The sequence below is a fragment of the Aeromicrobium sp. 9AM genome (genome assembly GCF_902506105.1).
GTDB lineage: Bacteria > Actinomycetota > Actinomycetes > Propionibacteriales > Nocardioidaceae > Aeromicrobium.
In genome coordinates, this window is record NZ_LR733303.1 from 562,058 (window position 1) to 581,351 (window position 19,294).

16 protein-coding genes are annotated in these 19,294 nt (G+C 69.2%); 10 read left to right on the plus strand and 6 right to left on the minus strand.

Translation table 11 applies throughout. The annotated features are described in order from the left end of the window. Window positions 1-18 precede the first annotated feature (18 nt). The gene (locus BOSE46_RS02860; protein WP_159538091.1) at window positions 19-396 is read left to right on the plus strand and encodes a VOC family protein; all 378 of its coding nucleotides are present in this window, start codon (window positions 19-21) and stop codon (window positions 394-396) included. Window positions 397-444: 48 nt separating this feature from the next. Here BOSE46_RS02860 and BOSE46_RS02865 read toward each other — a convergent pair whose 3' ends face one another. Next, window positions 445-1,593 carry an epoxide hydrolase family protein gene (locus tag BOSE46_RS02865; protein WP_159538093.1) on the minus strand — a complete coding sequence of 383 codons (1,149 nt, stop codon included), beginning with the start codon at window positions 1,591-1,593 and terminating at the stop codon, window positions 445-447. Between the two features lie 61 nt (window positions 1,594-1,654). Between BOSE46_RS02865 and BOSE46_RS02870 the strand changes: the two genes are divergently transcribed. Next, window positions 1,655-2,611: a YafY family protein gene (locus BOSE46_RS02870; protein WP_159538095.1), complete on the plus strand. Its 957-nt coding sequence runs from the start codon at window positions 1,655-1,657 to the stop codon at window positions 2,609-2,611. Window positions 2,612-2,647: 36 nt separating this feature from the next. Here the strand turns inward: BOSE46_RS02870 and BOSE46_RS02875 are convergent, their stop codons facing one another. From BOSE46_RS02875 to BOSE46_RS02885, 3 genes are all read right to left on the minus strand, one after another. Then, complete coding sequence (locus BOSE46_RS02875; RefSeq protein ID WP_159538097.1) at window positions 2,648-3,646, minus strand: endonuclease/exonuclease/phosphatase family protein; 999 nt, start codon at window positions 3,644-3,646, stop codon at window positions 2,648-2,650. A gap of 40 nt (window positions 3,647-3,686) precedes the next feature. Next, entirely contained in the window at window positions 3,687-3,893 is a 207-nt protein-coding gene (locus BOSE46_RS02880) for a BldC family transcriptional regulator (RefSeq protein ID WP_159538099.1), read from the minus strand. A gap of 319 nt (window positions 3,894-4,212) precedes the next feature. Beyond that, window positions 4,213-6,912 (minus strand): LuxR C-terminal-related transcriptional regulator, encoded by a 2,700-nt coding sequence (locus tag BOSE46_RS02885; protein WP_159538101.1) that lies wholly within the window; start codon window positions 6,910-6,912, stop codon window positions 4,213-4,215. A gap of 486 nt (window positions 6,913-7,398) precedes the next feature. Between BOSE46_RS02885 and BOSE46_RS02890 the strand changes: the two genes are divergently transcribed. From BOSE46_RS02890 to BOSE46_RS02925, 8 genes are read left to right on the plus strand one after another with little or no spacing between them, the layout of a single operon-like run. Continuing rightward, window positions 7,399-8,523 (plus strand): Gfo/Idh/MocA family protein, encoded by a 1,125-nt coding sequence (locus tag BOSE46_RS02890; protein WP_159538103.1) that lies wholly within the window; start codon window positions 7,399-7,401, stop codon window positions 8,521-8,523. After that, window positions 8,520-9,707, plus strand: coding sequence for a DegT/DnrJ/EryC1/StrS aminotransferase family protein (locus BOSE46_RS02895; RefSeq protein ID WP_201299489.1), 1,188 nt, complete (start codon window positions 8,520-8,522; stop codon window positions 9,705-9,707). Before BOSE46_RS02890 ends, BOSE46_RS02895 begins: the two co-directional genes overlap by 4 nt. Then, window positions 9,688-10,332 (plus strand): acyltransferase, encoded by a 645-nt coding sequence (locus BOSE46_RS02900; protein ID WP_201299490.1) that lies wholly within the window; start codon window positions 9,688-9,690, stop codon window positions 10,330-10,332. Before BOSE46_RS02895 ends, BOSE46_RS02900 begins: the two co-directional genes overlap by 20 nt. Then, a complete protein-coding gene (locus BOSE46_RS02905) occupies window positions 10,329-11,012 on the plus strand; it encodes a sugar transferase (RefSeq protein WP_159538105.1) in 684 nt (227 codons plus the stop codon). The genes BOSE46_RS02900 and BOSE46_RS02905 overlap by 4 nt, the downstream gene beginning before the upstream one ends. Beyond that, window positions 11,009-12,628, plus strand: a complete 1,620-nt coding sequence (murJ, locus tag BOSE46_RS02910) for a murein biosynthesis integral membrane protein MurJ (RefSeq protein WP_159538107.1) — start codon at window positions 11,009-11,011, stop codon at window positions 12,626-12,628. Before BOSE46_RS02905 ends, murJ begins: the two co-directional genes overlap by 4 nt. Then, complete coding sequence (locus BOSE46_RS02915; RefSeq protein ID WP_159538109.1) at window positions 12,625-14,097, plus strand: hypothetical protein; 1,473 nt, start codon at window positions 12,625-12,627, stop codon at window positions 14,095-14,097. Before murJ ends, BOSE46_RS02915 begins: the two co-directional genes overlap by 4 nt. After that, window positions 14,094-15,599: a hypothetical protein gene (locus tag BOSE46_RS02920; RefSeq protein ID WP_159538111.1), complete on the plus strand. Its 1,506-nt coding sequence runs from the start codon at window positions 14,094-14,096 to the stop codon at window positions 15,597-15,599. Before BOSE46_RS02915 ends, BOSE46_RS02920 begins: the two co-directional genes overlap by 4 nt. Next, on the plus strand, window positions 15,599-16,576 hold the full coding sequence (locus BOSE46_RS02925; RefSeq protein WP_159538113.1) for a hypothetical protein: 978 nt from the start codon (window positions 15,599-15,601) through the stop codon (window positions 16,574-16,576). The genes BOSE46_RS02920 and BOSE46_RS02925 overlap by 1 nt, the downstream gene beginning before the upstream one ends. On the opposite strand, the gene BOSE46_RS02930 is transcribed toward BOSE46_RS02925, so the two are convergent. Together BOSE46_RS02930 and BOSE46_RS02935 are read right to left on the minus strand one after the other, a co-directional pair. Then, window positions 16,529-17,791, minus strand: coding sequence for a glycosyltransferase family 4 protein (locus BOSE46_RS02930; protein ID WP_159538115.1), 1,263 nt, complete (start codon window positions 17,789-17,791; stop codon window positions 16,529-16,531). The genes BOSE46_RS02925 and BOSE46_RS02930 overlap by 48 nt on opposite strands. Continuing rightward, on the minus strand, window positions 17,784-19,286 hold the full coding sequence (locus BOSE46_RS02935) for a hypothetical protein (RefSeq protein WP_201299491.1): 1,503 nt from the start codon (window positions 19,284-19,286) through the stop codon (window positions 17,784-17,786). The genes BOSE46_RS02930 and BOSE46_RS02935 overlap by 8 nt, the downstream gene beginning before the upstream one ends. Window positions 19,287-19,294: the final 8 nt, after the last annotated feature.

Consider the following 19,294-nt stretch of genomic DNA (forward strand, 5'->3'; position numbering starts at 1 on the left):
GAAAGAAGGAGCAGCGTCATGACAGTTCAGCTCAACCACACGATCGTGGAGTCCCGGGACAAGCGAGAGGCCGCGACGTTCTTCGCGGAGATCCTCGGACTGCCCGACCCTCAGGCATACGGGCCGTTCCTCGTCCTGCAGACGGGTAACGAGGTCTCGCTCGACTTCATCGACGCCCAAGGGTCGGTGCACCCGCAGCACTACGCCTTCCTGGTGACCGACGAGGAGTTCGACGAGGTCCTGGCTCGCATCAAGGATCGCGGGCTGTCCTACTGGGCCGATCCGTTCCACGGCCAGCCGAACGAGATCAACCACAACGACGGCGGCCGCGGGGTCTACTGGTCCGACCCCAACGGCCACAACCTGGAGATCATCACTCGCCCCTACGGAGGGTGAACGACAGCGCCGCGGCCGGTTGGCCGCGGCGCTCTCGTCGTCCTCTGCCTATCCCTTCAGGCTGCCGAAGAACTCGCGCAGGTCGGCGGTCACGGCGTCGGGACGCTCCAGCGAGGCGTAGTGGCCGCCGGTCTCGTGCTCGGTCCAGTGCACGACGTTGCTGTTGTCGCGGTCGGCGAACGTACGGATCGACTTGAAGTCGTCGGCGAACACCGCGACACCCGTCGGTGCGTGGTTGACCGCAGGCTCCGTCCCGGCGTGGGCCTCGGAGTAGTGGTAGCGGCCGACCGTCGCGGAGGTGTTGGTGAACCACTCGAGTGACACCTCGGTGAGGATCTGCACGGGAGTGACCAGGCTCGTGCCGTTGCCGAACGACATGAACAGCTCGTTCCAGGCCAGCTGTCCGACGGGGGAGTCGGAGATCCCGACGGCGACCGTCTGCGGTCGCGATGCGTTGATCGCGTTGTAGCCGCCGACGGACTGGAACCACTTCATGTGCTCGAGCGCCGCGTAGTCCTTGGGCTCCAGCTTCTCGAACTCCGCGGGGTCGCCCGACGGGAACGAGAAGAGCTGCAGGACGTGCAGTCCGAGGAAGCCTTCGGGCTGCAGGAGCCCGAGCTCGCGGGCGACCATCGCACCGCCGTCGCTGCCGTGGGCGCCGTAGGAGTCGTAGCCCAGCCGGCGCATCAGGGTGTCGTACGTACGAGCGACCCGCGCCATGGTCCAGCCGTGGTCGGTCACCGGCGTGCTGAACGCGAAGCCGGGCATCGACGGCACGACGACCGAGAACGCGTCCTCGGCCTTGCCACCGTGAGCGACCGGGTCCGTGAGTGGGCCGATCATGTCGAGGAAGTCGACGAACGATCCGGGGTACGTGTGGAGCAGCAGCAGCGGCGTCGCGCCGGTCTCGGCCGACGGCACGTGGATGAAGTGGATCGTCTGGTCGTCGATCTCGGTCAGGTAGTGCGGGAACTCGTTCATGCGCGCCTCTTGCGCACGCCAGTCGAACTCGCCGCGCCACTGGGCCACCATCTCCTGGAGGTAGTGGTTGGGCACGCCGTACGTCCAGTCGTCGCCGGGTGCCGCCGCGGGATAGCGGGTGCGGGCGAGCCGGTTGTCGAGGTCGTCGAGATCGCTCTGGGGGATGTCGATGACGAAGGGGCGGATGTCGGATGAGGTGCTTCGCGATGTGGTCATGAGACAACCGTAGAATCGATATAGGAACAGTTCTTTCCTAGTTTTGAGATAGTTTTCAAACATGTCTGGAACGTCTGCGAGGCTCCTCGCTCTCCTCTCCCTCCTGCAGTCCCGTCCGCAATGGTCGGGCACCGAGCTCGCCGAGCGACTCGAGGTCACGACCCGCACGATCCGCAACGACGTCGATCGGCTTCGCAACCTCGGCTACCCGGTCAACGCCGAGCGTGGGGTGCACGGCAGCTATCGGCTCGGCGCCGGCGCGGCCCTCCCGCCCCTGCTGCTGGAGGACGACGAAGCGATCGCGGTCGTCCTGGGTCTGCGAGCTGCGTCGACCAGCTCGATCGAGCGGGTCGCCGAGAGCAGCGCGATCGCTCTCGCCAAGCTCGAGCAGGTGCTGCCGTCGAGGTTGCGGCGGCGGGTCAACACGCTGTCGCAGGTCACGACCCAGGTCGCTGACGATGCCGGCGTCCCCGACGCGGACCCGCGGTTCGACCCCGAGATCCTCACAGCCGTCGCGGCCGCGATCCGGGACGTCGAGTGGCTGCGCTTCGAGTACGACGGCGAGCCCCGGCTGGTCGAGCCGTACCGGCTGGTCAGCTGGGAGCGTCGCTGGTATCTCCTCGGCCGTGACCCGGAGGGCGACACATGGGGGGTCTTCCGGCTCGACCGGGTCGTGCTGCGCATGCGTACGGGCCGCCGGTTCACGCCGCAGCCGCTCCCGGACGAGGACGTCAGCGCGTACGTCATGCGGGCCGTCGCGTACGAGGGCTGGGCCGTGCACGCGCGCATCACCGTGCTCGCCCCTGCGTCGGCGGTCAGGGAGCAGATCAACGCGGCCGTCGGCATCGTCGAGCCGATCGACGATGAGACCTGCGTGCTGATCACCGGCGCCGACAGCGTGTCGACCCTGGCGGTGTACGCCGGGCTGCTCGACATGGACATCCGGGTCGAGGAGCCACCGGAGCTCGTGGAGCGGATGAAGGTGCTGAGCCGCCGCTACGGCGAGGCGGTCGGCTGACGGCGGCGCCGCGGCCCGGCGCACCGGCGTGACGTCCTAGTCGGACGCGTGAGCCGAAGCATCGGTCCACGCGACGCGGGTCACCAGCGCGCGGTGGTCGGTGCCCGGCACGGCTCGCACATGGGCGTCCGTGGTCGTCAGCGGGCCGCGCATGAAGATGTGGTCGAGCCCGAAGAGCGATGGCAACTTCATGCCGACGATCCGGACTCGCTGCGACGGCGACGGCCAGGTCGGCCGCCAGATGAGCCCGGCGTCGGCGCTGGCGTCGCGGTAGTCGGAGTCCAGGAGTCGGCGGATCTGCGGATGGTCCAGCGTGGCGTTGAAGTCGCCGACGACCATGGTCGGGCCTCGCGACTCCTTGGCCGTCGCGAGGATGAGGTCGAGGTCCTTCGACCACTGCCGAACGCCGTTGTTGGGCGCAATCGGGTGCACAGCGAGGAGGCGCAGCGGCCCACCGGCCGTGGCCATCTCGATGCCGAATCCCGGCGAGCTGGTGTCGATCTCGGTCTGGTCGCTCAGCGGATCGTTCGTGAAGACCATGATCCCGTCACGATTGCCCTCCGGTGCGCCGGCCCGATGTGGCAGCCGTCGTGCGAGCCCGCGCTGGTCCAGCTCGGCGAGGGCGGACGGGGTGATCTCCTCGACGACGAGGACGTCGACGCCGTTGCGGTCAACCGCCTCGAGCAGGGCATCGGGATCGGCGCGACCGATGTGCAGGTTGACCGTCATGACGGTCATGGCCTTGTCCGTCGCGGACCCTGGTGCGTTGGCCAGGAACGGCTCGACGAACCACCACATGTGGAGCAGGAGCAGCGATGTGACCAGGGCCAGGGCCGGCGCGGCAACAGGCCGGGCCGTGCTGCGAAGGTCCCAGGACAAGGCGACCAGCACGGCCACCGCCAGCGTGTAAGGAATGATCGCCACCGGCGTGAACGCGCGCAGGATGACCCACTGGAGGGTGTCCCCGGGCAGCAACCGTGCCGTCGTGATGGCGAGTGTCGGGATCACCAGCAGGGCGACAAGGAGGCCACCCACGAGCCGCGCCACCGGCAGCGACGACTCCGCGGTCGACAGGTCAGACCTTCCAGCGGCGGAGTGTGACCTTGGCGTTCCGCAGGGCCATGACCTCGGCTCGCAGGTAGCGCCGGTGCCCGCCCATGGTCCGGATGACCGTCAGGTTTCCCGCATTGGCCCACTCGCACACGGTCTTGGTGTGCACGTCGAAGATCGCAGCGACCTCGGCGGGCCGCATCAACACGTCAGGCTGGTTGACCACCTTCATCCCAGAACCCCCTGGTCCTGTGCTGAGTGCGACGGTGTTGCGGACATGCGTTTGACGGCCATGAAAAAACTCCCCTGTAGTTGGTTCGCGCCTGAAGATTCCTGTCCCCGCCGGCGGTTCTCACGCTGTGCCGGGATATCGAGAACAATGCAGCCCTTTGAACTGACCAACACCAGAAATGCCGAAGTGCTACGGGGGTCCGCAATCGCCCGAAATGGAGGGTTGCGGGGGTCCACAACACCTGCGGCTAGCCGCCATCGCATGTCGTGACGGGGTGGCCGGGGTGTGCCGCACGACGGCTCACCCGCAGGTCAGCGCCTCAGGAGTCCGACGACGTCCCGTTCGGTGGTGAGATGTCGGCGACGTTGGCGCCGGTGAGCACGGCCACGAGCTGCGCTCGCGACGGCACACCGAGCGAGCGGTAGATGTGGGTGAGCCGCAGCTCGACCGTGCGGACCGACACGGACAGCTCCTCGGCGATCTCGCGGTTGCGCAACCCGTGCACGACGCGCCTCGCGACCTCACGCTCGTCCTCGTTGAGCTGTTCGAGCATCCCGGCGCCACCTCCCGTGGCCGGTGCGGCCGCGCGTGCTGGTACGAGCTGGTCCGTGCGCGCCGCCCAGCCGTCGGCTCCGCAAGCCTGGAACGCTGCGATGGCCGCCATGCGGGTGTGGCGGCTCTCCACCGGCATGCCCAGATGTTCCTGGCGGATCGCCAGGCTCCTCAACGTCCGGCCCAGCTCGTAGGGCAGCTCGTCGCGGCCGAAGGCCCTGACGGCCGCGTCGAACAGTGCGAGCGACGGTCGACCGGGCTCGACGAGGGCGCGGGCACGCAGCAGGGCCAGGTCCCCCCACCTCGATCGGTGCGAGGAGAGCCGGCGCTCGAGAGCCGCTGCGGCGGCCGCTGCTTCCTGCGTACGACCGGTCATGACGCACGCCTCGGTGTAGTCCGCCCAGTGGCGCAGCAGGGTGGGGTTGCGGAAACGGGTCGAGGCGGCGCTGACCAGACGCAGCTCGATGACCGCCGCGTCCGTGTCGCCGGTCATGAGGCGCAGGGCACCGCGCAGTGCGATGGCGCGCGCCCGGAGCGCTGGACTGGCCTCGAGCGACGCGAGCTCGAGGCACGTGTCGATGAGCTCGTCCGCCTCGTCCACCTCGCCGAGGGAGTACGCGTACCACGCCTGTATGTACGCGAAGGCGGACGTGCCGCGGCTGAGCGACGGCGATCTGCCCTCCGATGAGTCCACTGCCGCTCGGGCCAGCCGGTACTCGGTCGCCTTGAACTCGTTGCGGATCGTTCCGTACGTCGCGAGGTCGTGCCGGAGCGCATGCTGGGTCGCCCCACGGTTCTGGACGACGGTGAAGAGCTGCCTCGCCTCGGAGTAGGCCTCGCGCACGGTCAGGCCACGAGCCCGGAGCAGGAGGAGGTCGGTGTCAGCGGTCATGGTGTCGTCGAGCCCGGCGGTGGGGGCAGCCTCGATCGCGGTGCCCTCCAGGCCGTCGATGAGGTCTCTCATGGCCAGCAGCTTGAGCCGGGTCTGCTCCGACACGTTGTCGGCGAGGAGCATGCCGTGCTCGACCAGGCGGCGGGCCTCGTCAGTCTCCCAGCGCTCCGACCGGTACGCGGCCACGAGGCAGAGCATCGCGCTCGCGCCTTCGGGGTTGGCGGCCGAATGCAGGTCGGCGAGCGTCGACAGCTCGTCGTCGACCAGGTTCTTCTTGTTGAACAGCTGGGCCATGAGCCGGATGTTGAGGATGTCCATCGACTGCTCGGGAGCTGACGGCGATGCGCGGGCGCGGGCGCTGTAGCGGTCGGCCAGCATGAGGTGGCCGTCCCTCAACAGGTGGTTGCACAACCGGATCAACAGGAGCGTGTGGTCCTCGACGTGCTCGGCTCGACTCAGGGCACGCTCGGCGAACTCCACGGCAGACCCGATGTGGCCTTCGTCCGCGAGCGACGTGGCCGCGGCGAGGAGGTCGTCGGCGCTCTGCGGCCCGCGGGTGGCCGAGCTGCGGTGCCATGTCGCCAATCGCTCGTCATGCGGTTCACACGCGTCCGCCAGGGTTGCGTGATGCTCGCGGCGTGACTTGGAGGTCTGGTCCCAGTAAAGGCAGCTGCGCAGCCGTTGGTCGGTGAACGTCAGGTAGGGCCCCCGGCGCTTGAGCAGGCCCGCGTCGATGAGGTCCTCGATGTCGTCCGCTGCATCCGGCAGGACCCGGCCGAGCGCAGCGAGGTGGCACAGCGGAGACAGGGCGGCCAGCTGGAGGATCTCGCGCGAGGTGGAGCCGAGGGTGTCGAGGGTGCTGGCGGCCACCTGGTCGATCGTCCGGGTGGCGCGTGGCGGCAGGACGATCGAGGCCGACCCGTGCTGCTGGTCGTCCTGCAGCTGGGCGACCTGCTCGGCGAGGATTCGCGGGTTCCCGCCGGCGTACGTGGCCAGGATGCGCAACATCGACTCGTCGAGGTCGTGGTCCTTGGCGGTGATCTCGACGACCTCGCCGTCCGGGAGCGGGAGCAACTCGAGGGGGGTGAATCCGGAGAAGACCTCGGTCGACTCCATGTCGGTTGCGGTCGCCACGAGCCACAAGGAGGTTCCGGCGAGGTGGGAGGCGATGGTGTCGAGGACCGTGCGGCTGGCGCTGTCCATCCGGTCGAGGTCGTCGATGAGCGCCAGTGTCGGCGGGAGGTTCAAGCCGCGGATGAGGTCCAGCAGGTCGTAGCTGGCCGCGAAGAGTGCGGCAGGGTCCTCGGACTCGACCGAGAAGTAGCGGTGGGACTCAGAGGCCGGGTCCTGGCCGATCGCCGCGAACAGGGACGCGAAGCCCGCGAGCGGGAAGCGCGACTCCGCGGGATGGACCCGGACGAGAACCGTCGGGGTGGCCGGCTCGGCGTGAGCGGTGGCCAGGAGATGGCTCTTGCCGATGCCGTGCTCGCCGATGACGAGCAGGGCCCTCTCCTCGGTCGCCGCCGGGAGCGCGGCTAGCGTCGCGAGCGCGTCGGCTCGACTGATCGCCTCCATTCGTCGTCGCTCCTCACACTGGTGTGTCGTGCCACGACTGCACCGGTCGCGGCCGGTGCACGTGCGCCCATGGATGAGTGCATTCGCATTCCCTCCTCATGGTCGACCGCGCCTGCCGGCGCGATCGGACCATCGATCAGTTCCACGTCATCCACACAGTCGTGGAGGACGCCACTCCGCTCCTCGTGACGCCATCATCACGCAACATGAGACATGATTTCCCCCCTTTCGCGTATCTTGCCCCGCAAATGACGCCGGATTCCAGAGTTTCTGGTTTCCAGTGCCGCGGAAACCGCAGTAACCGGAGAATTCGGAAATCGACCGATGGTCTCGATCGGCGAAGAGTTCAGGACCGGCGATTTCGGCAGTTGCGTACCCACCATTCGTGCCATTGCGGACAGCCGGTCGCAGGAGTGAAGTGGTCGTTGTCAGCAAGCCCATGAGACGGCTCCGCCAAGCCGCTCGCCGCCAGAATGCGAGTGAGTGATGAAGGCAGATCAAGGACTTCGGGTCGGAGTCGTCGGGTGTGGATACTGGGGTTCGAAGCACGTCCGGACCCTCCTGTCGCTGGAAGCGGTCTCACGCGTGTGCGTGATCGATCCGAGCGACGAGAGACGCGGCGCGGTCACTCGCGTGTACCCGCGCGTCGAGGAGTACAAGACCCTCGGTGAGGCGCTCGGACAGATCGACGCGGTGGTGATCGCCGCGCCGCCGACGCTGCATGCGCCGCTCGCGCTGGAGGCCATCGCACACGGCGTCCACGTGCTGGTCGAGAAGCCACTGGCGCCGACCGTGCAGGAGGGGCAGGCCATGGTGATGGCCGCCGAGAAGGCCGGCGTGACCCTGATGGTGGGCCACACGTTCGAGTACCACTCCGCGGTGTGGGAGCTCCGGTCGATGGTGCAGCGAGGCGATCTCGGCGAGCTGTACTACCTCGACACGGCCCGACTCAACCTCGGTCTCTACCAACGCGACGTCAATGTCGTCTTCGACCTGGCCCCGCACGACGTGTCGATCCTGAACTACGTCCTCGGATCGACGCCGTCGATGGTCGAGTGCTGGGGAGCGCGCAACGCGCACCCGAGGCTCGAGGATGTCGCACAGCTGCGGCTCTACTACGAAGACCCCGGCGTGTTCGCCAACGTGCACGTCAGCTGGCTGAACCCGAAAAAGGTTCGCGAGGTCACGATGGTCGGCAGCAACAAGATGGTGGTCTTCGACGACCTCAAGGCCGAGCAGCGCGTCAAGGTGCACGACAAGGGCGTCACTGCCTTGACGGACGGCGCCGACCTCACCGCGATCCCGATGTCCTACCGGCACGGCGACATCGTGTCGCCCTACCTGGAGATGAACGAGCCGCTGCGCGTCGAGGACGAGCACTTCCTGAACTGCGTGCAGACCGGGTTGCGCCCCCTCTCAGATGGCGAGAGCGGCCTCGAGGTCGTACGGGTGCTGGAGGCAGCGCAGCGCGCCATGAGCGAAGGAGTCGCTGTCCGTCTGCCCGGCCGAGCACGGGATCTCGCTCCCGCGCCGTCGCCCCTGGCACCCCCGACCAGCGAGGTCGTCAAGCCCGCCCTCAGCGGCGCCGCACAGGCGGAGTGGGCCGGATGAGCGCGCGCATCGAGGCGATGGCACCGCCGCACCTGCCCCCGTCGAGCTCCGTGCCCTTCCTGGATCTCGGCACCACGACCGCCGTGGTCGCGACCGAGGTCCGGGTCGGCTGGGAGAAGGTCATCGCGTCCAACCGCTTCGTCGGCGGCGAGGAGGTCGAGGCGTTCGAGGAGGAGTGGGCTGCCTACTGCGGCACCGAGTACGCGATGGGGGTCGGCAACGGGACCGATGCGTTGGTCCTGGCCCTGCGCGCCCTGGATCTCGGCCCCGGCGACGAGGTCATCATCCCGGCGAACACGTTCGTCGCCACGGCAGAGGCCGTCGTCCTCGTGGGCGCGACCCCGCGGTTCGTCGACGTCTCCCTGGAGACCGGGTTGATGGGTGCGGACGAGGTCGAGGCCGCGATCTCGGAGCGGACGCGGGCGATCATCGCGGTTCATCTTTTCGGTCAGCTCACCGACATGGAGGATCTCGGGCGATGTGCGACACGACACGGACTGGTGCTGATCGAGGACGCCGCCCAGGCTCATGGGGCGACGTGGCGCGGCATCCGGGCGGGAGCCTTCGGCGCTGTCGGCTGCTTCAGCTTCTACCCGGGCAAGAACCTCGGGGCGTTCGGCGACGCCGGCGCGGTGGTCACCTCTGACCTCGGCATCGCCGAGCGCATCCGGTCGATGCGCGACCACGGCAGGCCCGGAGGCTCCGAGGACCGGCACTACAACCACGTCCGCATCGGCACGAACAGCCGGCTGGACACGGTTCAGGCCGTGACGCTGTCGGCCAAGCTGCGGCACCTGGACCAGTGGAACGAGGACCGCCGCCGCCTGGCTCGCCTGTACGCCACCGAGCTTCCGCCGACGGTCGTGCCGCTGGGCCAGCTCCCGCACTGCCGAGGTGCCCACCACCTGATGGTGGTCCGGGTGCCGCAGCGGGACCGGGTACGTGCTGAGCTCGCCGCGCTCGGCATCGGCACTGGGGTCCACTACCCGACGCCGTGCCACCAGCTGGAGCCCTATCGGCACTGGTCTCCCGGCGAGCTGCCGAACGTGGAGAGGCTGTCGGGACAGATCGTGTCCCTGCCGATGTATCCCCGCCTGCCCGACAGCGACGTGCTTCGCGTCTGCGAAGCGCTTGCACACGTCACGGCCGATCTGGAGCCCGTCGGTGACCGGCTCGGAGAGTGAGCCCCGGCAGGTCTTCCTCTCCGAGGAGGACGGCTGGGCGTACGGCCCGTGGGGGCGGGGATTCCTGCGCTGCGGGACGGTCGTCTACAGCGGGTGCACGATCGGCGAGCGACTGGAGACCGGCCACAACGTCGTGATCCGCGAGGACTGCGAGCTCGGGGACGACGTGTCGATCTGGAGCAACACGGTGATCGACTACGGCACCGTGATCGGCAACGGCGTGAAGATCCACTGCAACTGCTACGTCGCGCAGTACACCGAGATCGGTGACGGCGCGTTCCTCGCCCCGGGTGTGAGCATCGCCAACGATCTCTACCCGGGGCAGGACAGCTCGCGCGAGATGATGTCCGGGCCGTACATCGGCGCGGGTGCCCAGCTCGGCGTGAACGTGACCGTCCTGCCCTTCGTACGGATCGGGGAGGGCGCCATCATCGGCGCCGGCTCGGTGGTGACCCGCGACGTGGCACCCGGCACGGTGGCGTTCGGCAACCCGGCCCAGCCGCGTGGGCGGGTCGAGGACCTGGTCCCGGTCGAGGACCGGGTCGACGGAGCGGTACGTCCCGCCGGGCACCGGTTCTCGCTCCGGAAGCCTGATGTGCCGGCCGCCGAAGAGGCGGTCCCATGAATGCCTGGCTGGCCGAGCACGTCGGTGCCCACCGTTCGCGACGGGAGTACCACCGCGAGGTCCGCCAGTACGTGGGCAAACGCACCTTCGACGTCGTGATGGCATCGCTCCTGCTGATCGTGCTGTCGCCGGTGATGCTGGTCGCGTTCCTGGCGATACGCGCGACCAGTCCCGGCGGCGCGGTGTTCCGCCAGGTCCGGGTCGGAGCGCTGAAGCAGCCGTTCGTCCTGCTGAAGTTCCGCACGATGGCGCAGGACTGCTCGCACGAGGCGCACGAGGCCTTCGTCCGCCAGATGATGGCCGGAGACGATCCCCGGCAGCGCGACGGCATCTACAAGCTGGTCAACGACCCGCGCGTGACCCCGGTCGGGCGCGTTCTCCGGCGCACCAGCATCGACGAGCTTCCGCAGCTGATCAACGTGCTCCGCGGCGACATGTCGCTGGTGGGCCCGCGTCCCGCCCTGCCGTGGGAGGTCGAGCTGTTCCCGATCTCGGCCTCGGTCCGGTTCCTCGTGCGACCCGGGCTGACCGGCCTGTGGCAGATCAGCGGCCGCAACCGGCTCACGATGCTCGACGGGTTGCGCCTCGACGTCGAGTACGTCAAACGGTGCGCGCTGGCCACCGACCTGCTGATCATGTGCTCCACGCCCGTGACCATGCTGCGTGGGGGCGCTCGATGAAGCGAGACGTCAGCGATCCGCCGTTCGCCTCCGAGGACCTCTCGATCGGTGCCGGTGCAGCACGCGACACCATGACGGTCGCGGTGTGGACCATGATCAGCCGGATCACCGGGCTGGCCCGGGTCATCGTGATCGGCGCGGTGCTCGGGCCGACGTTCTTCGGCAACTCGTACCAGCTGACCAACGTGCTGCCGAACCTCGTCTTCTACGGCTTCCTGGCCGGGTCGTTGCTGTCATCCCTGCTGGTCCCCGCCCTGGTGCGGCACATCGACGTCGGCGACGGCGAGGAGACCGGACGAGTGGCCGGCGGATTCCTCGGCGTCGAGTGGTCGATCCTCCTGCTCGCGGCTCCGGTGGCGGTCCTCGCCGTACCGCTGTTCCTGCCCAACGGTGAGGCGACGCTGGCCCTCGCGGTTCTCGCGATCCCCCAGGTCTTCTGCTACGCGATGGTCGCCTCGGCGACCGCCGTGATGTACGCCAAGCGCCGCTACCTGCTGGCCGCGGCCGCGCCGGCCCTGGAGAACCTGGGCGTCATCGCCGTCCTGGTCCTGGCCGGCTCCATCTATGCCGATCCCGCGAACGGACACGTGCCGACGGGAGCGGTGCTGCTGATCGGCGGCGGATCCACGATCGCGGTGGTGGTGCACGCCGGCGTCCAGTGGTGGGGTGCCCGCCGGTGCGGCGTCACGCTCGTGCCGCGCGCGGGCTGGCGCGACGCGGACGTCCGGCAGGTCGTACGCCGCGCGGTCCTGTCCATGGCACAGGCCGGGCTGCTGGCCGCCCAGACGTTGCTGCTGCTGGCCATGGCCGGGAAGGTGGCCGGCGGGACCGTGGCGCTGCAGATGTCCCTGAGCTTCTACCACCTGCCGCTCGCGCTCGCGGCGGCCCCGGTGGGTCTCGCGCTGCTGCCGCGGCTGTCCAGGATGACCGGCGAGGACGCGGCGCGTGACTTCTCGGACGCGTATCAGCGCGCTGTCGGGCTGGCCCTGTTCCTCGTCGTCCCGGCGGCACTCGGCTACCTCGTGCTCGCGGTGCCTTTCGCGAACGTCGTGGCGGCCGGGCAGATGTCCACCACTGCGGGTGTCGCGATGGTGGCCGGATCGCTGAGTGCCCTGGCGATCGGTCTCGTGGGGGAGACGTTGTTCGTCATCTCCACCCAGGCCGCGTACGCGCGAGGCGATGCCAGGTCGCCGCTGCGCTCGATGATGCTCCAGGCGGTCGTCTGCCTGGCCCTGGTCGTGCCGGCCGCGTTCGTCGACGGTCGAGCGCTGATCACGGCGTTGGGTGGCGCATTCGCCGCTGCCTCGATGGTCGGTGGCATCCACCTGTCGCTCCGGGTACGCCGCGGGCTGGCTCCTGCGACGAACCGGCTGTGGCCCTCCGTCGTACGCACGATCGTCGCCAGCCTCGCGATGGCCGCGGTCGCCGGGTCGGTCGCGGCCGTCGCGATGGCGACGCTCGACGGCTCGGCCGGTTGGCTCACGGCCAGTGCCGCGGGCACGTTGGCCGGTGGCGTGTCTTATCTGGGTGTCCACCGATCGCTCGGATCGGCCGAGCTGACCTGGTTGCGCGACGGAGCACGTGGCCGGGCCGTTCCCGAATCGAGTCCGGCATGAGTGTCCTCATCGCGGACGACTACGGCGCGGTCCTGGCCCGGGCAGACCGGGTCGATCGGCTGCGGGCGTTCGTCGTCCTGGTGCTGGGCGTCGGGGTCGCGGCCGGGACAGGCCTGCTCGCGGTGCAGCAACCCGTGGCATGCCTCGGACTGCTGCTCGGCGCTGCCCTGGCGGTTGCCGTCTGGCGACGCCCGGCGGTTGCCGCCTACGCCATCGTCGGCATCACGCCGCTGGTGGTCGGGATCGACCGGGGCAGGCTCGTTCCGCAGATGCGGGTCAACGAAGCCTTGACCGTGTTCCTCGTGGGCGTCCTGTGCGCGCGTGCCGCTGTGCGGCCGCGAGCGGGCCGCTTCCACCTCCGACTCGACCCGGTGTCCCGCGCATTCGTCTGGTTCGCGATCGCTGCGTCGCTGCTCCCGCTCGTCTTCATGGCGGTTCGTGCGCGCCCGATCGAGATGGACGACCTGACGTACGCCGCCGTGATGTGGAAGTTCCTGCTCCTGTACGCGGTGGTGCGCGTGACGATCCGCAACCAGCGCGAGGTCCGGATCGCCCTGTGGGTGTCGATGATCGCCGGCGTGCTCGTGGGCGCGATCGGCATCTTGCAGTCGCTCGACCTGCTGGGCGTACGCGCGATGCTCGAGCCGTTGTTCGCCCCGTTCGGCTACACCGACGTCGTGTCGTCGGCGCGGGCCGGCTCGACGGTCGGACTGCCGGCCGCCACGGCGGACCTCATGGTGCTCAACCTGGTGATCGCCCTCGGGATGCTCTACCGCAAGCCGTCGCTGGCCTGGTGCCTCGCGCCGATGACCCTGGTGTTCGTCGTGGCCGTGTTCTCGGCCGCGGAGTTCTCCAGCGCCCTCGGCCTCCTGATCGCCCTCGTGTGTGTCGCGGTGCGGCTGCGCCGACTCGACCTGCTCAAGTGGTCCGTCGTGGCCCTGCCCGTGGCGATCGTGGCCCTGTGGCCGACGATCGCGCCGCGCATCGAGGACTTCTCGTCCCTGCACGGCATGCCGACGAGCTGGCTGGTGCGCTACCACAACCTGTCGACGTACTTCTGGCCGCCGATCGTCGACGGCACCAACTTCCTGGTGGGGGTGCGGCCGGCCGCGCGGGTGCCGGTCGACGAGGGTGCCTTCGGGTTCATCTGGATCGAGAGCGGCTACCTCTGGCTGCTGTGGGGCGGCGGTCTGCCGTTGCTCGCGGCCTTCTGCTGGTTCGTCTGGACGAGCCTGCGGGCGACAGGGCCGGCCGCGCGGCTGCTGGCTGACTCGTCGGCAGTCGCGGGCCTGGCGGCGTACACGGGCCTGGTCTCGTGCGTCGTCCTCATGATCTTCGATCCGCACATCACCTACCGCGGCTCGGCCGACGCGTTGTTCGGCCTGCTGGCCCTGTCCGCATGCGGACACCAGGTCGTGGAGCAGAACCGACGACGACAGCAACGATCTACCCAAGGAGAAGCACCGTGAAGGCATCGACACTTCCGAGTGACCGCGAGACGGGGATGGTCCGTCTGTACGCCTGGGTGATGATCGTCACCGTTGGCCTGGCCGTCGGCGTCGCGCTGCTCGGCACCCGGACCATCCCGCAGTACTCCACGAGCGCTGAGGTGCTGGTGGGCCCGACGATCACGTCGAGCGGCAACTACATCGAGCCCTCGATGCCGACCGAGCAGCGGGTGGCGACATCCGCGGACGTGATCGGCAACGCGGCGGCGAAGCTGGGGGTGACGTCGACGCAGGCCACGGAGCACGTGTCCGTGACGGTCCCGGTGGACACCAAGATCCTCGTGATGACCTACACCGATGACTCCCCGGGAGCAGCACTCTCGGGCGCCAAGGCCATCGCTGAGTCGTACCTGCGGGCCCGAAACCCGGAGGACGGCAAGAACCCCGTGGCGAGCATGGTCAGTCCACCGGAACGGCCGTCCACCCCGGTGGGTACCAACTATCCGGTGATCCTGGGTGCGGCGATCGTCGCCGGTCTCCTGGTCGGATTCGGTCTGGCGCGCGCCTGGGACCGGGTCCGAGGCCGGATCCGCACCGTCGCCGACGCCGAGCGGTGCGCCGACCTGGATGCGCTGGTCGTGACGCCGCTCCTGCCGCGGAGGTCGATCGATCGTCATCCGCGATTCCTCGCTGGCCGATCACAGCTCACCTCGCTGGCGGCACGGGTGCTCGGCCAGGTGGAGGAGGGCCACCAGTCCAGCCTCTTGGTGACCGGGGCTGCCACCGACTGTGGCAGCACGGCGGTCGCCGCGACGACTGCAGTCGCCCTGGCACGGATGGGGCGGGTCGTGGTGCTGGTGACGGCGGACGACGAGGTCGTCACGCGCATGTCACGTGAGCGCGATCCGAAGCGCAAGAACGAGCGGCCCCCGCGGGACCTGTGGCCCGATGCCCGGCCGGCCGAGCAGGACGGACTCCACCTCGTCTCCGTGGCGGAGTGGGACTCAGCCGGTGTCGCAGCGGCCCGGCTGACGAACCTGCTGCCCGAGCTCCACCAGCGGCTGCCCGAGGCGCTGATCGTCATCGACGGCCCGCCGGCGTGGTACAGCGCGGGAATCGCCCTGCGGGTGGACGAGATCCTGCTGGTCGTGGCGTTGGGACGCGGTTCGCGCAAGTCGTTGGCGTTGGCGGTGCAGGCGCTCGATCATTGCGCCGAGAAGATGATGGGCCTCGTCGTCACGCCGCGCGGCCGGCGTGGACGACCCCAGCTCGGCTCGCTCAAGGAATGGGCCGCGCGCCAGGTGAAGAAGGTCGTCTTCCGGGTCGCGCCACCGACCGTGGACTCCGAGTCGATGGCCGGTCGCGTGTCAGGGCTCGCGGCGCCGCCCGCACCGACCTGGACGGAGAAGAAGGTGATCCAGGCGGTGCGGTCGAGTGCCACCAAGTCGAGCCGGCCCGCCAACGTCGCACGTCGCCCGAAATCCAAACCGAGCGGTGAGCCGACGAGCTCAGTGTTGTCGTGATGTCGACCAACGCGACGGTGGGGAAGGGGCGGCTCTGGGCCGTCCTCGTCGTGGTGCTGCTGCTCACGGCCGTCATCGCGTTGGTGGCCGTCAGCCTGCGCGACTCGACCATGGCGACGGACCGGCGAGACACGCCGGGTTCCACGGTGGCACCCGATCCGGACGGATACTTCAAGACGAAACCGGCCGGCTCATGGAAGAACCTGCCCTCGGACGAGGAGTGTTCCCGGGAAGTTCACCACTCACCGTGGGAGCCGCGACCCAGCAACGCCAAGGCGAATCACGCCAAGCCCGACGCCGCGGCCGTGCACCAGTCGCTGACCTCGCGGCCGCGGGGCAACAAGGACACGTACGCCGCCCGCTACAACACGTGGCTGCTCCCGAGGGTGAGTGGGCAGAACACCGGCACGACGGACGAGAACATCCAGTGGGCGGCCTGCAAGTGGGGGATCTCCGACAACCTCCTCAGAGCCATGGCGGCCGCGGAGTCGACCTGGTACCAGGACCTGCACGAAGGCGACGGCTCCTGTGTCGAGAAGCGTGGCTGTGGCGACATGGTGGACGAGGCCACACCCGCGTCCCGGACGTTCTGCGACGAGCTCAACCGGTTCGGGTACGACTACAGCCGCGACTACGGCGAGGGAATCTGTCCCCGGACGTTCTCGATCATCGGTGTCATGTCCTGGCAGGACCCCGACTGGGGCCCGATGGACGAGAACCAGAACGGGACGTTCCCGTTCAACCGGGACTCGACGGCATTCGCGCTCGACTACGCCGCCTCCCACCTGCGCGGGTGCATGGAGGGCTGGATCAGCTGGCTGAGCAGGCGCGACGGGTTCGAGAAAGGTGACGTCTGGGGATGCGTCGGGGTCTGGTACGCCGGTGACTGGAAGATCCCGGCGGCCCGCGACTACACGGCCAGGGTCAAGTCACTGATGAACGACCGGATCTGGCTGCAGCCGAGCTTCGCGGACTAGGCGACGGCCGCGCCTGCGGCTGCCGGCCAGGTCGGCGATGATCGACAGGTAGACCTCGCTCTGTCGCTCCCACGCCAGGTGGAGCCGGACGCGCTCGCTGCCCACCTCACCGAGGCGCGAACGCTCGGCGGAGTTGTCGAGCAGGCGGATCAGCTCGAGGGCGATGACCTCGGTCTCGCCGGGAGTGACCAGGACGCCGGCGCCTTCGGCAAGCCGACGGGTCTCCTGCACGTCGTACGCGACGAGCGGCAGGCCGACCCCGAGGTACTCCATCGCCTTCACGGGCGTGACCTCCAGCTGCAACGAGGTGTCGACGCCGATGTCGGCCGCAGCGAGATGACGGTAGAGATCCAGCTCGGGCAGCCACCCGGGGAACCAGACGTTGTCGCTCAGGCCCCGCTTCTCGACCATGGCCTGCAGCTCTTCGAGGCACTCCCCGTTGCCGAGGAGCATGAACCCCACGTCGTCGCGGCCCCACTCACGGACCATGAGCTCGGCGGCCCTGATGACGTCGTCGACCCGGTCCTGCCGGCCCATCTTCCCGGCCCACGTGACGACCCACGGGAAACCCCGGCGCAGCTCGGTCCGGTTCGCCAGGTGCTCGGCATCCCGAGCCCGGTCGAGCCGGTCGAGGACCGGGCCGTTGCGGACGACATGGATGCGCTCAGGACGGCCGCCGGCAGCGATCAACCGGTCGCGCAGGTGGTCGTTGACGGTCACGCTCGCGTCGACGTTGGCCTGGGTGCGCCGCTCCAGCCAGTGCAGCACCCGCATGGCCTTCGCGGGCGCGGAGGCGTATCGCTGTGCGAAGGTCTCGGGCATCAGGTCGCGCTGGTCGAGCAGCACACGTATGCCGAGCCGGCGAGCGACCGCCGTCGCCGGGAAGTACAGGTCGGGCGGCTGGCAGATCTGCAGCACGTCGATGCGGTCGCGCACGTGCAGCTGCACCAGGCGCGGGATCTGCCGCATCAGGGAGGTGACGTACTCACGAAGGTGACCCTTCATGGACGCGCCGTCCACGGGTGCCCGGTACTCGACGAGCCGCAGACCCGGGCGGTTGCGCCATGGCTCGTTGGCGTCGTCGTGACGGGTGATCACCGTGACGCGATAGCCCGCGGAGCACAGCGCCTCGACCTGCTTGCACAGCCGGTTGTCGTCGGCCAGCGAGACGTTCTGCACCATCGCCGCGATGTGCGGCGGCCGGTTGTCAGTCATGTGCGGCGACGGACGTGTCGGGAACCATCACCCTGCCATGGCGACCGACCGGCGGTGACGACCACGCCACCACCGCCTCGCCGGCGGCAGGACCGTGAACGGTCCAGGCACCGTCGGCCAGCACCGGGGTCGACTCGGCCCGGCGGCGCCACCAGGCGGCGACCTCCCGGGGGAGCGCATGCCATGCGCCGGGGTCGGCGCGGAGCTGGTCCAGCAGCTCCTCCCACGCCGTCAGCATCCCTGGGCAGTGGACGTAGTCGGGATGGGCGATCATCAGGACCATCCCGCCCCGGGCCCGAACTGCCTCGACCTTCGACTGCCACACCGAGCCGTCGGTCATGCCGAGGATCTCGAACAGGGTGTGATCCTGCGGCAGCGTCAGGGGGAGCTCGACCAGGTCGTCGATGAAGAACGGCAGGTACGTGCAGCAGCCACCGGGCGTCGGCTCGTGCGGCGCGCTGTCGGTGTAGGACGAGTCGTAGTCGAAGCCCAGCAGCGGCATCAGTTCCCAGGATCGCTGGGTGGCCGGAGACCGGAAGCCGACGGCACCCCACCGGTCCGCCCACTCCCGGATCGCCGGGAGCCGCTTGCGCAGCATGCGCCCGGACGCCAGGTCCTTGCCGTCGTGGCGCAGGCCGTGCACGCCGATCTCGCAGCCCTCGGAGCGCAGCCCGTCGAGCAGCTCGTCGGCGACCGGGTAGCGCTCCGGCACGAGGTTCCATGAGGACCGGAGACCCCGAGCCCGCTCGGGTGCTCGCAGCGCCTCGATCGAGTCCCGGCCCGTCGAGGTCTCGACGTCATGCGTGAGCACGAAGGCAGAGGTGTGCCCGTTGGGCCACGGATGCACGTACGGGACGGGTTCGCCGGCGACCCGCTCGAGCCGGCCCAGCAGCCAGTCGTACAGGTCGTGCAGGGCGTTCTCCTCGGGCCAGCCGGGGAAGTCCGGGTACGTGTGGTGTGCGGCGTGACGGCGACGGAGCAGGAGCTGCACCTTGCGCGGAAGCGCCGGCCGGATCGTGTAGTAGATCGTCACCAGCAGGTGACGGAGCCGGTTGCGCAGGCGCGCGTCGCCGAGCATGGTGTAGCGCTCCGACCACAGCCACGACATCGCCTCGCCGGGATCGAAGGGGAGGAAGATGCTGCCCTGGTCGTTGGTCCAGACGTGCCCCACGGCGGTGCCTTGGGGATTCTGGACGGGGGTGAGGGGCCGCCACCCCTCACCCCCGGTCCACCGACGGCATCCGAGATCCTCGGGCGACCCGGTGAAGACCGGGCACACGAGGTTGATGCCATCGAGCTTGTGGTGGCCGGGCTTGGTGCCCGGCGCGTGACGGCCCGCGTCAGAGCGGGCCCAGAGGAGCCTCGGCCCGAGCGGCGACGAGGAGGCGTGCAGTGCGCCGACGTGCTTGGGCAGGTTGCGGCCCATGCTCTCGTCCACCGTGATCGGGACACGCATGTAGTCGCCGAACGCGAAGGGGACCGATGACGTGAACATGTGCACCT